11 protein-coding genes and 1 tRNA gene are annotated in these 13,114 nt (G+C 32.6%); 7 read left to right on the top strand and 5 right to left on the bottom strand.

Annotated elements, in window-relative coordinates:
• Positions 1-60: 60 nt before the first annotated feature.
• Genes PI23P_RS04350 through PI23P_RS04365 form a run of 4 tightly spaced genes read right to left on the bottom strand, consistent with a single transcriptional unit; the run spans position 61 to position 6,759 of the window.
• Positions 61-3,555 (bottom strand): efflux RND transporter permease subunit, encoded by a 3,495-nt coding sequence (locus PI23P_RS04350; protein ID WP_004569531.1) that lies wholly within the window; start codon positions 3,553-3,555, stop codon positions 61-63.
• A 10-nt stretch (positions 3,556-3,565) separates the two neighbouring features.
• Positions 3,566-4,738 (bottom strand): efflux RND transporter periplasmic adaptor subunit, encoded by a 1,173-nt coding sequence (locus tag PI23P_RS04355; protein ID WP_004569532.1) that lies wholly within the window; start codon positions 4,736-4,738, stop codon positions 3,566-3,568.
• Positions 4,739-4,744: 6 nt separating this feature from the next.
• A complete protein-coding gene (locus tag PI23P_RS04360) occupies positions 4,745-6,151 on the bottom strand; it encodes a TolC family protein (protein WP_004569533.1) in 1,407 nt (468 codons plus the stop codon).
• 8 nt (positions 6,152-6,159) lie between these two features.
• The gene (locus PI23P_RS04365; protein WP_004569534.1) at positions 6,160-6,759 is read right to left on the bottom strand and encodes a TetR/AcrR family transcriptional regulator; all 600 of its coding nucleotides are present in this window, start codon (positions 6,757-6,759) and stop codon (positions 6,160-6,162) included.
• A gap of 75 nt (positions 6,760-6,834) precedes the next feature.
• Between PI23P_RS04365 and PI23P_RS04370 the strand changes: the two genes are divergently transcribed.
• From PI23P_RS04370 to PI23P_RS04400, 7 genes are all read left to right on the top strand, one after another.
• Positions 6,835-7,857 carry a polyprenyl synthetase family protein gene (locus PI23P_RS04370; protein WP_004569535.1) on the top strand — a complete coding sequence of 341 codons (1,023 nt, stop codon included), beginning with the start codon at positions 6,835-6,837 and terminating at the stop codon, positions 7,855-7,857.
• 60 nt (positions 7,858-7,917) lie between these two features.
• Positions 7,918-7,991, top strand: a tRNA-Ile gene (locus PI23P_RS04375).
• 904 nt (positions 7,992-8,895) lie between these two features.
• Positions 8,896-9,192: a hypothetical protein gene (locus PI23P_RS04380; RefSeq protein ID WP_004569536.1), complete on the top strand. Its 297-nt coding sequence runs from the start codon at positions 8,896-8,898 to the stop codon at positions 9,190-9,192.
• 248 nt (positions 9,193-9,440) lie between these two features.
• Positions 9,441-9,614 (top strand): hypothetical protein, encoded by a 174-nt coding sequence (locus PI23P_RS12670; protein WP_004569538.1) that lies wholly within the window; start codon positions 9,441-9,443, stop codon positions 9,612-9,614.
• An 846-nt stretch (positions 9,615-10,460) separates the two neighbouring features.
• Entirely contained in the window at positions 10,461-10,727 is a 267-nt protein-coding gene (locus PI23P_RS04390) for a hypothetical protein (protein ID WP_238299973.1), read from the top strand.
• A 447-nt stretch (positions 10,728-11,174) separates the two neighbouring features.
• Positions 11,175-11,597: a hypothetical protein gene (locus PI23P_RS04395; RefSeq protein WP_026288391.1), complete on the top strand. Its 423-nt coding sequence runs from the start codon at positions 11,175-11,177 to the stop codon at positions 11,595-11,597.
• 367 nt (positions 11,598-11,964) lie between these two features.
• The gene (locus PI23P_RS04400; RefSeq protein ID WP_004569542.1) at positions 11,965-12,297 is read left to right on the top strand and encodes a hypothetical protein; all 333 of its coding nucleotides are present in this window, start codon (positions 11,965-11,967) and stop codon (positions 12,295-12,297) included.
• A gap of 241 nt (positions 12,298-12,538) precedes the next feature.
• Here PI23P_RS04400 and PI23P_RS04405 read toward each other — a convergent pair whose 3' ends face one another.
• Complete coding sequence (locus PI23P_RS04405) at positions 12,539-13,057, bottom strand: hypothetical protein (RefSeq protein ID WP_004569543.1); 519 nt, start codon at positions 13,055-13,057, stop codon at positions 12,539-12,541.
• Between the last annotated feature and the right edge of the window lie 57 nt (positions 13,058-13,114).

The raw sequence follows: 13,114 nt of genomic DNA on the forward strand, positions 1-13,114 counted from the left end.
CAAAAAGAGGATGAATTCGAAATAATTTCATCCTCTTTTAAATATAAATTAGGGTGCTACTTAATTTTCTACTTGTATCGTTGCACTTTCCTCTTTCAACAATCCTTTTATTCTCATTTTAAATTTCGTGATTAAAAAGAATAAAATGGGAACTACAATTAAGGTTAAAAAGGTCGCAATCAAAAGTCCATAAATAACGGTTTTGGCCAAAGGACCCCAGAAGACAACGTTATCACCTCCCATATAAACGTTGGCATCAAACTCACTAAATAAAGTAAAGAAGTTGATGTTCAGTCCAATGGCTAGTGGAATAAGTCCTAAAATAGTTGTGATGGCTGTTAGTAAGACGGGTCTTAAACGCGCTTTTCCAGCTTTTACAACAGTCTCATACAAGCTTTCCAATGGCAAATATGCCGATTTGGAGATGCCATCTTCTAACTTTCTTCGGTCAATTAACAGCTCTGCATAATCCAACAGCACCACACCATTGTTCACTACAATTCCTGCCAAGGAAATAATTCCCACCATGGTCATCATGATTACAAAAGGGGCACCGGTGATCACCAAGCCTCCAAAGACACCAATAAAACTCAAAAAGATCGCCAACATTATAATTCCTGGTTTTGAAACCGAATTAAATTGAAAAATAAGAATAAAGAAAATGAGCATCAAACCGGTAAAGAAGGCACCTACCAAAAATGTCATTTGCTTGTTTTGTTCTTCAATTTGACCTGTATAGTCGATGTGAATTTCTTGTGGTAAATTCTTAAAATTCTTCATGGAATTTTGAATTTTTGCAACCACGGCGCCTGCATCTGTTTCTCCCGGAGATAGCGCAGAGTATACGGTAACCACTCTTTTAACATCTTTGTGTTTGATGGCGCTAAAGCCAGAGCTGTTAGTTTGCTCGGCAACCGCAGAGACGGGTATTTCTTTAATTTTACCAGTTGCTTGATCTCTAAAGGTTATTTTTTGATTGAAGACGGCGCTTTTATTGTAGCGATCTTCCTTGTTAAAACGCACGTAAATATCGTAATCTTCACCGTTCTCTTTATAAACGCCCGCTTTGTTTCCAAAAATAGAAGCCCTTAATTGTTGTCCAACCTGCCCTGTAGAAACACCTAATTCACCTGCTTTTTTTCGGTCTACTAGCACTTGCATTCCTGGTTTAGATTTATTTACATCAATTTTTAACTCATCGACTCCTAAAATACTTTGGGTATTTAAATAGTCACGCATGCGCTCTGCAGTAAAAATTAGTTCTTCGTAATCTTCACCATTCAACTCAATATTGATGGGTGCACCTGTAGGGGGGCCATTGGCATCTTTTTCTACCGAAATTAAGACACCAGGATAGATTCCAACCAAAGCGGCTTGTACTTTTTGTCGAAGCACTTCACTGTCTTTTCCTCTTCGGTATTTATACTCCCGCATGGAAGCTGTGATTTTTCCTTTGTGGGGCATTTCTGCAGAAGAACCGCCATCTGTTTGTGGGTTTCCTGCACCTGCACCTACTTGAGATACGGTACTTTCTACCATAAAATTGTAGCCGTCGTCTGTATAGCTGTCTTGATTTAAAACCCCTGATACTTTTTGCTCAATCTCTTTGGTAATTTTATTTGTTTTTTCGATATCCGTTCCCTCAGGATATTCAATGTACACAATAATTTGATTTGGTTTGTTGTCTGGAAAAAACTCAACTTTAGTTCTTTGTTCACCTAAAGACCATCCAAAACCGGCAAAAGCGATAAAAAGCAATACAAAAGTTCCTGCTACTAATACATAGGGTCTCCAGGTAGTAAGTGCTTTCTTTAATTGTCGTTCGTACCAGTTTTCTAAAGAAACCAAGGTGTTCTTTTGAAAAGAATTTGCCGCTTTTCTGAGAACTAATCGATATACCCACAACATAATTGCCGTGAATACGATCAGAGTTCCCAGCGCTTTGTACGCACCTCCAAAGAAGAATATGAGCAAGCCTATAACGGTCATAATACTGGTGAGTCTAACAATACTTTTAAGTGGCATGTCCTTGTCTTCTGTGGTCATAAATTGAGAGACCAATACCGAGTTAAAGAAAATAGCAACAAATAAAGAAGAACCTAATACAATGGATAAAGTAATCGGCAGAATTACCATAAATTGTCCCATAATTCCTGGCCAAAGACCCAAAGGAATGAAAGCAGCTACGGTGGTTGCGGTAGAAATAATAATAGGAAAAGCAATTTCTCCAATTCCTTTTTTGGCAGCTTCGGTTCTAGACATGCCTTCTTCATCCATAAGGCGATAGACGTTTTCAACCACTACAATTCCGTTATCGACTAGCATTCCAAGTCCCATGATGAGTCCAAAAAGAACCATGGTATTTAAGGTATATCCCAAGGCTCCTAAAATCATCAAAGACATAAACATAGACATTGGGATGGCAAAGCCAACAAAAAGAGCATTTTTAAAACCAAGGAAAAACATCAATACAATGACTACTAAAATAACACCAAAAATGATGTTGTTTACAAGATCATCAACCTGCCCAATTGTTTTAGGTGATTGATCATTTGTAATGCTCACGTTTAAATCTTTCGGGAAAAAATTTTCTTTGGCATTTTTTACAATGACGCCAATTTTATCTGCGGCGGTCACCATATTTTGCCCAGCTCTTTTTTTAACATCTAACATGACAACAGTCGCGCCATTTTCTCTTGCATAGGTAGTCTTATCTTTGTCTTTAAAGGCTATTTCTGCAACATCTTTTAAGTAAATAGGGTTGCCTTTTTCTGCTTTGATAACAAAATTCCCCAAGTCTGAAGGGCGGTCAATTTCTCCAATAATACGCACGGTTCTTCTTTGCTGACTTGTAATAAAATTTCCTGCAGACATGGTTATATTTCCACGGTTTATAGCATTTGTAATGTCATCAAAACTAACCTTAGCAGCCATCATTTTATAAATATCAACGGCTACTTCTACTTCTTTATCTTGTGCACCACGGATGGCTACTTTTTTAATTTCAGTAAGATCTTCAATTTCGTCTTGTAGGTATTCTCCGAATTCTTTCAACTTAGAAACCGGGTAGTTTCCAGAAATGTTAATGTTTAAAATGGGCACCTCCTCAGACATGCTCAGCTCAAATACATTTGGCGTTACTTTTGCACCGTTAAATGTTGGCCAGTCCTCACCTGCAGTTTCTTGGTCTATTTCATCTTTTACCTGTTGCTTGGCTTTGTCTACAGAAATACTCTCGTCAAATTCCACGGTAATTATAGAGTAATCTTCTTGCGAAGTAGAGGTGATTTCTACAACATTGCTAACAGACTTTAGTTTCTCCTCTAGCGGGTTTGTTATTAATTTCTCAATATCTTCTGCGGTATTTCCAGGGTATACAGAACTGATATAAATTTTAGTTTCGTTTATTTCTGGAAAATTTTCTCTTGGCATTGTAAAATAGGCAGAAACTCCTAAAAAAAGAATCACGGCCATCAATGCATAGATGGTTGTCTTATTATTTATGGCCCAAGAAGAGAGTTTAAACTCTTTGTCCACTTGTTTGTTTTTTTTCATTTTTTTTCTGCTAGTTGTTGATCACTCTTACGATCTGACCATTATTTACACTTCTTGCACCTTCCATAATTATTTCCGAACCTGGAGAAAGATGTGCTGTTATTTCGATGAAATCTCCCTGTGTTTTTCCAGTTGCGATTACCAACCTCTCAGCAGTAGCTTCGTTGTTCTTTTTCTTGTCTTTAAGGATGTATACAAATTGTTCACCTTTAGCGTTTTCTGAGATGATACTTTGCGGTATTAAAATAGCTTTGGCATTTGTATAATCGTTTATTTTCAGTCTTGCGGTTAAATTTGGTTTGATAGCACCCGCATTATTTGGTACGTCAATTTCTATCTTAAAAGAGCGGTTACTAGGATTGATATAATTACCTACTTGTCTCACTTTCGTTTGCAATGTAGTTCCTAACACGGGGAAATTAACTTCTACCGCTTTGTTTTTAGTAATGCTTACCAAATAGGTTTCTGGAACTTCTGTTTCGATATACATATGAGACAGGTTTATAATTCTAAAAACAGGAACTCCTTGTCCGGGCACTACCACGGTTCCTTTTTCTTGAAAAATAGCATCAATAGTACCTGAAAAGGGTGCGATAATAGTGGCTTTTTCCAATTGGCTTTTCAATTGATTTACCGCACTTTTTTGAGCTTCATAGGCGGTTTGTGCTTGTAAGAATTGTATTTCCGAACCTATTTTTTGATCCCACAGCCTTTTCTGACGTGTATAGGTAGTTTTTGCCAATTGTGCGTTTGCTTCTATTTGTGCTAACTGCGCAGACATGCCACCATCTTCAATGTTTGCTAAAACCTGTCCTTTAACTACTTGTTGCCCTTCTTTTACGAACATGGTTTTTATAATTCCAGGAAGTTCTGGGTAGATGAGAATGTTTTGTTTTGTTTGAACATTCCCTTGCAATTCTATATAGTGCGTAAAAACGGTTTCTTTTACCGTTAACGCGGTTATTAATGGGATGTTTTTATTCTCTACGAGGGCATCTAATTTATCATTAATTGCTTTTAGACTTGTAGACAACAGTTGTTGCTCGGCGTCCATGGCTGCTTTTCTAGTTTTTATTTGAGCTACATCATTGGTTGCTAAGAGGGTTTCCAAGGAAACTTCTGTTTTTTCTGCACAAGAGCTTAGTGCGAGTGCTGTTAAAAGTGTAATAAATATATTTTTCATAATTTTTTATTTAATAGGAATGTTTAAGGCGTTTTCTAAAGTTGCTTTGTTGGCAATCACAGCGAGCATAGATTGAATGTAATTTTGTTGTTGTGCATACAATTGGTTCTGCGCTTGTAATAAATCAAAACTTGAAGAAATTCCTTCAAAAAACTTTACGCGTTGTTTCTTTTCTATTCTTTCTGCCAGTCCCACATTTTTTTTGGAAGTTTGATAATTTTCAATGCTCAATTGATAGTCGTTTTTTGCTGTTTGTGCTTGTAAAGAGAGTTTTTGCTTGATTTCTTCCAATCTTACATCCGCATTTTCTAATGCTATTTTTGCCTGCGCAGTTCTCGATTTTCTTGCAAAACTACTAAAAATAGGAACGTTTAAACTCACTCCTAAAAGAGAGGAGTTGAACCAGGGTTGATTGGTTTCGAAAAATGAAAAAGAGTCTGAAAAAGCCTGACTTCCATAATTTACAAATGCACTTAAACTGGGCAACGCTTTGCTTTGTTCATATTTCATCATCAAACGTTTGGTTTCTCTATCGTTTTCAGAAATTTTAAAATCGATGTGATTTGTCAAATCAAAAGCCGTTCCAATTAATTCTAGATTGATATTGTCCTCTGCTAACCCGTCTAAAGAGTCGGTTAAAATTAATTTTGTAGTTATTGGATTGCCTAAAGAAAGGTTTAGCATTTGATATGCGATTGCTTTCATCCGGGTGACACTATTTAGTTGATTTTTTAGGTTTCCTAAAGTGATTTCTAATTGCTCTACATCTTCTTCTTCATTCAATCCATTTTCATAAATTTGTTGCGCATCATGAAAATTTTTCTTTAAAATGCTGACATTTCCCGCTAGAATTTCCATGCTTTTTTCTGTGACTAAAACATTTCCGTATGCATTAATTACAGCCTCTCTGGTAAGTAATTCTGTCTTCTCTTCTGCCTGTTTAGATATTTTTAAGAAAGTTTTAGACGCTTGTAATCCCACTAAATAAGAACCATCAAATAAAAGTTGGGTCAATGTAACTGAAGCATTTATATTTTGTTTCGTTCCGAATACTACAGGGATAAATCCGTCTGCCGGTGTGGGCGTGCTGTTTGGCGTTAAATCGAAAAAGTCTTCTACCGTTTCTACAACAGAAGTAGTGTTGTCAAAAGCTGCGGCGGGTAATAAAGAAACGGGTTGTCTCAGAAAATTTTGATAATTTACTTGCGCATTGATCTGAGGTAAGCCAATCGTTGTGGTTTCCCAAACTTTTTCCTTTGCGGAATTAATGTCGTTTTTAGCAGTTTTTGAGTTGTAACTATGCTCTAAAGCAAAACTGATGGCTTCTTTCAGAGAGAGCTGTTGTATTTTTTCTTGCGCTGAAATAGTAGCAAAAAAACAGGTACCAATGCATGCCAGGATTAATTTTTTCATATTATTTTTTATTTCAATTTTAATTGGTTCTCTAATTGTTTTAACCCTTTTTCTGTGCTAATCGCACGTAAATGATATTCTAGATAATAATTCATCAACGTTTGTATCGCGTACATATTCAAGGGAAAAAGATCTTTGTCTTTAATTCCCAACATGCCATTAAAATAGATGCGAGAAATAAATTGCACATCGATGTCTGCGCGATACATTCCTGTTACCATTCCTTTTTTAAGATTGTCTATCACACAAGTCTGCATTATTTGAAACTGTTTTTGTTTTAGAGAAGCGTAAATTTTCGGGTAATATTTTTGGAGTTGGTATTGTGGTGACGACTTTTCATCTTTTAAATGCTCGCTAATGAGTCTTTTTATCGAAAACAATTCATCGATGGGATTCATGTTTAAAGCACAAATTCGATCAATACCCTCGCAAATGGTGTCGAAGATATACTCTGTTACCGCATCTACGAGTTGTGTTTTATTTTTAAAATATTTGTAGATTGTTTTCTTTGAAACGCCGAGAGAACTGGCAATTTCGTCCATTGTGACACTTTTAAACCCCAGGTTTAAAAAAAGTTTGTTTGATTTCTCTAAAATTTCAGCCTTCATATCGAGTGCAAAGGTACAAAGGGAAACTTTAGAAACCAAAATAGTTTCCAAAGTTTTATTAATTTTTTAGCGTTTATGCTAAAAGCAGCATTTCTTTATATTATTTTTACAAAAAAAATTAGAAGTTTGGACATTGCACATTATCAAAAAGAGTTTCTCACTTATCTAGAATCAAAAAATTGGATTCACGAGCCTAAGAATTTGTATGAGCCTATTGATTATATTTTAAAATTAGGTGGAAAAAGAATTCGGCCTGTGTTGACTTTAATGGTTTCAGACATTTTCTCTGGGGATTTTAAGAAAGCATTACCTGCTGCTTTGGCAGTAGAGGTTTTTCATAACTTTACGCTGGTGCATGACGATATTATGGATGCTGCTCCTTTGAGAAGGGGAAAGCCAACAGTGCACGAAAAATGGGACACGAACAGAGGAATTCTCTCGGGAGATGCCATGTTAATTTTGGCCTACCAGTATTTCGAGAATTATGACTCCATCGTTTTTCTAAAATTAGCAAAGCTTTTTAGCAAGACAGCACTGGAAGTTTGTGACGGGCAGCAATTAGATGTTGATTTTGAGACGCGAAGTAACGTGACCATTCCAGAGTACATTAATATGATACGCTTGAAAACTTCTGTGTTAGTGGCAGCAGCCTTAAAAATGGGTGCAATTGTAGCAGAAACCAGTGATGAAAATGCACAGTTAATTTATGATTTTGGTCTAAATTTAGGATTGGCTTTTCAACTGCAAGATGATTATTTAGACACGTTTGGAGATCCAAAAACATTTGGAAAACAGGTGGGAGGAGATATCATAGAAAATAAAAAAACGTATTTATATCTGAAGGCATTAGAGGTCTCAGGAAAGGAGGATATCGGGAAGCTTCGGCATTTTTACAAAAAGAAACTAAAAGAAAATGCAGTAAAGATCGGAGCGGTAAGAAGAATTTTCGAAATGAACGATATTCCTTATTTAATAAAGCAAGAAATAGAAAGTTACACAGAGAAAGCATTTGCTACTTTAACGAAAATGGATTTGATAGAAGAAGATAAAAAACGCCTCAAAGATTTTGGTTTGTGGTTGATGAATAGAGCTGTTTAAGATTCTTGTTTTTTATTGTATGCTTTTAAAATAAAGAGTACATTTGCAGCCAATATTTTTGGTCCCATAGCTCAGCTGGTTAGAGCATCTGACTCATAATCAGAGGGTCCTTGGTTCGAGCCCAAGTGGGACCACTTTTAAAATCAAAGCCTTACAGAAATGTGAGGCTTTTTTTTGTTAACCCTCTTCTGTTTATACATAGGCTTTAAACCACTATTTAACAATTCAATTAGAACTATTTATCCTCTTACAACACCTTTCAAAGAGGTAACCGAATATAGTAAATATTAGATGTATTTGGCACACATTTGGCACACTTGGAAAAATTGAAGTGTTTTCAAACGAAGTTGTAACCAACATTCGTTAGCTATGTAACCTTATGAATTGGAAATGTACTTTATCTAATTTTCACTTACTTTGATTAATCAATAGAAATCAACTATTAATTTATTTCTCTAAAGTATCGTTATAGTTTTTTATCATCAGATAGTTTTCTCTTTTTCAAATAACTTTCTAAGTTCATAAAGCCAAAGCTCATTATTACTTTTTGTTTAAAGTTATAAGTAGGCTTATATGTTAAGTTGTATCTTTTTGCTAATTCAGATGCTGTGGGCTGAGGTTCTTCATAAACAACATCAATGTAAATATGAAATGCTTTTAACAGACCAAATCGAACATTATGAAACCTTGTATTATAGGTAGTTTTATATTTGGTTTTACATTTGGTACAAGTCTTCTCAAAATTAGTTGTGGTAGTATAGAATTTCTTATTGCCGCACTTTACACAAGTTTTTACCTCATAATTTAATAACGGTAGGTAACACTTCTCAATACTATTAAATAATTTTTTTAATTATTTTGAGATATTTATAGGTGTAAATAGGTATATAAATAGAGTGTTTCTGGTTTTAATATAAATCTTTGTGCGTATTGGCGAACATCATTAATACGATTGTATTGAGTAAAAAAAAATTTCTATTTAGTGATTATCTCTTTAGAGGTCAATCATAGTGATTGACTCTTTAATTCATCATAATCATGAATGTAGGAGATCGTTTATTTGTAGAAACAGAATCAAGTTTAATTAGAAAGCACAATAAGTTATTGTTGGATAATAGAAATGAGTTTATAATGATAGATTTAGGAAGAGATCTACCCATTTTTAAATGGTTTATATCGAACAAATCTACTTGGGAGAGTTATGTAGTAATGAATAAGACTGAAAAGCTCTTGAATCAGATAGCAGCTGCTCATAAACAGTTTCCAGAAGATTCAGTAAAAGATATGTTAACTGATGCTGCAAAACGGATGCGTAATATATCTAAAGAGGTATGATTTCTAATTCTGGTTATGAGTATATTGTTGACAAAGTAATAGAATTAAAAGATGTAACAGATGTTTTACCTAACGCTACAATAAGGTATTTAAAGAATCCATATTTTGTTTGGTAGAAAGTAGATTTTGAAAAAAGAAAAGAGATTAATAGAGCTCATCTTAACGGTGCAATTAATAGAGGGATTTCAGAGGTAAATTACGAGTTGATTAAAAAAACATTAATTGACTATGATTTGAGTCAAAAGAAGATGAATAAAATCATTTTAAAGAATGCTACTAATTTATCTATTTCAACGATTAAAAACTATTTAAGTAAGCGTTCGGAACTCAACAAAATATATCAAAAAATTAAAGAATACTCAGGAACTACAGAGCAAAGAAAGCAAAAGGAATATAATACAAATAAAAAGAAAGGTGCTTAAAAATTAGTAAAATGGGTAAGTGATTTTTTAGATGAAAACACCTCTTCTAAATCTAATGATAGTGGGCGTTTATAAATTAGTAAAATGGTTAATCCCTATTAATTATATATACTTATACTGTTACAATTATTATGTAATTAAATGTAAATCAATTTAGACATAGTGTTTAAGTTAAACCTTTTTTATACTTTCTATTAGCCCTAATATAATAGAGGAGTTATATTTAATACAAAGGTATTAATCATTATATGAAACCTTAGTGAAGATTGCTTTTGACGCTCGCATACCTTTCCTTACTTGTTTAGGGTATCTCTATAATTATATACTTTAGTGGCTTAAAACGTTTAATTTATATAGTCGTAAAATAGGTGTTTAGAGGGTAAATCCTCTTCTACGGTAATGTAGTTCAACGATTAAATAATTTCATTTAATAGTCAAATATCTTTTTGCTTGAAATCGGTATATCAACTTTGAGAAATAATACTAAAATCGAATGGATTACTCATCTTTTAATATGAATTCAATAACTAAATATTTATGGAAATCCACATTTCTTAATGAAGATGTCTGTATATTAGGAATTGGTTTTGGATCATTTTTTTTTATAAAAAACAGAAAGCTATACAAACACCAAACATCTGCTTATCCTGCCAATATGGGTGGATACACGGACAAAAAGTAAGTTTATAAACAAGTTGTAACACATTTGACCATACTATGAAAAACATCGTAACATTTATAATAATAGCTTTTTTTTTATCTTGTTCAAATACATCTGAAAAATTAAAATCGGAAAACATTAAATTGAATAATAAAATAAATTCGCTCAATTCTAAATTAGATTCTTTGAGAAATTTACCAAGCGTTCAATTTGAAAAAATAATATCTAAAGATACCTCTTTAGATTCTTTGAGAAATAAATCTAAAACTGAATATATTTTACCAACACAAGACAATGAATTGAAAACATCTGATTCAATACTTGTGAAAGAATACGTCGATTTCGCTAAAAAATTTCCAAAATCATACTTCTCAATGTATTCAATAGATAGAATTAAAAATATCGAAGTAAATCAACGAATTGTAAAATTAAATCAGATTGTTGGAAAATAGAGATGGAAAGCATTAATTAATACTTTTCTTCCATTTAATGATAAAAAAAACGAGCAGATACAATTTAAAAAAAATAAATTTGCGTATTTTTTCAAGGAAGGAAAGTTAATCTCAAAAGAAAAATATAAACTTTCAAGAACTTATTTTAGACTTCCAATAATAGAGTTTGAAAAGAAAGGAATTTATATTGTTAATATTAAAACAAATGGACTATTAACTTTAAAACCTGGAAAAAGTCCTTGCGAAGATTGTGGAACAACAATTTATGAAAAAGTTGAATAAAAAAAACGTGTTACAACACCGTATATAATTTATTGCTGGCTTCTCGCCTACTTACGAAAGTCCTCGCGGACTTTCTTGGTCAGTAATTATTTACTAAATTACTTGCTTAAAATACGCAACAAACCATATACAAACACGTTAGAAAAAAGCAAAAAAACACTCGTAATGAAAATAAAATTTAAGAAAAAAAGACTTTATATAAATTTAATACTCGGACTTGTTTGGATTGGACTTGGTATTTTCAGTCTATTAGAAGATGAAAGTTTAAGATGGACTGATTATGGATATTTGCTTGCAGGGTTTTTATATCTTGGACATTATTTATATGATTTAAACAATCAGTATTTGACAATTGAAAACGGAACGATTCGAAAAAATGCATTATACGGATTTAGAAAAAAAATTGAATTAAACGACATAAATTCTATTAAAGAATTCGCTGGAGATTATACTCTAAAAACAGAAACAAAAGAATTGAAAATTAATACGGAATTGATTGACGAAAAATCACTTGTGGAATTAAATAGCATACTAGCGGAGTTAAATTTATCATCTGAAAAAAATGCCATTTGCGAACATCGTGTATAATTAATTGCTGGTTCTCGTTTACTTACGAAAATCCTCGCAGATTTTTTAGTTGGTTTTGTATTTACTAAATTAGTTGCTTGAAACACGCAACAAGCCATGTACATAAACGTTAGATTTAACTTAAGGAATGAAAACCCACAAACTAAAGATTGCAGATTATTACTTGAAGAAATAAAAATACTGTAGTTAATAAAGGTCCTAAAAAATAGGCATATTTTCCTCCTTTAATTCAAGGAGTTCTACACCTAATAATAGTAAGGTTTTGTATATCAATCAAATAGGTAATATTATTAATTATATATATAAAACGATACAATATTTATAAAAGTATTTTATACAGAATACGTACATTTGAAAAAATATTATTATGAAGAAACTTTTATTTTTATTATCATTTTCAATTTTATTTCAAAGTTGTTACAGTTACAAATCAATAGATTATAGTACGATAGAAATCGACAAAAAACTTCAACTTGAGGTTTTGAGGCTTAATAAAACAAGTATGAAAGGTCGGTTAGTTTCTAAAAACGAAAAAACAATAATTTTACAAACAAAAAATGGCCAAGGAACAATTCCTATGGAAGAAGTTTACAATATTAAAGTTAGAGAATTTTCATTATTAAAAACCGGTGGATTAATTGTTGGAATACCTATTGGAGCATTGGTTTTATTATCTATCGTTCTTGCAATTGTGTTATAATTGTTGGCGGTATGTAGGTCTACTAAAGCGTACCTATAATGTTTATTGTACTGTGTATAATCACCCCGTCACTTCCTAATAACTAAACCAGAGGCATATCCTCTTATTTTAATTCAGGGAGCTCTAACCCTCTTAAATAGGTTAAACTTACAATTATAGATGAATGTCCCATTGCTTTTTGTAACTTGGTTAGAGAACCTGTTCTTTTAAATATTTTTAAATCCTTTTTTTTTTAAACATATTACCAACCCTCATCCTCATCCTCATCCTTATCATCTTCTTCTGAGTGAAAATAAGCATGAAACTTAGTTTTAGGAATTTTAGACTTAAAATTTGTACTAATATCAATTTGGTATTCTTCATACACATTATCCGCATTTACATCAAAACTAAAATTCATTTTAGAACCTTCACCTATTAATTTCATTAAATCGTTTGTAAATTCCTGTACCAATTTATTGTCAAAATGTTCTTCCGTTTTCCACCCCCAACCAATATTTCTTTCTTTAAAATTTCCGCCCTGTATGACAAAGGGTATTAAATATTTATTTATTTGCCAATCTTTAAAAAAAGGTTTGTCAAAAGATATTTCATTCTTTTCTTCGGATATAATTACTGGTCTAAAATCTTTAAAGAAAACAGCATCCTTTTCTTCATAAATTTTATAAAGAGTGTTTAATGCAATTTTCAATTCCGAAATGTTTATTTCGGATTTAGAGTCAATACTCATATCGAGATCTCCAAACCATATTTGTGCCATATCATTTAAGTTTATTAATTTATCTTTAAATAACCGAATTAAATATTTATTATGCAG

It is taken from the genome of Polaribacter irgensii 23-P, from assembly GCF_000153225.1.
Lineage (GTDB): Bacteria > Bacteroidota > Bacteroidia > Flavobacteriales > Flavobacteriaceae > Polaribacter > Polaribacter irgensii.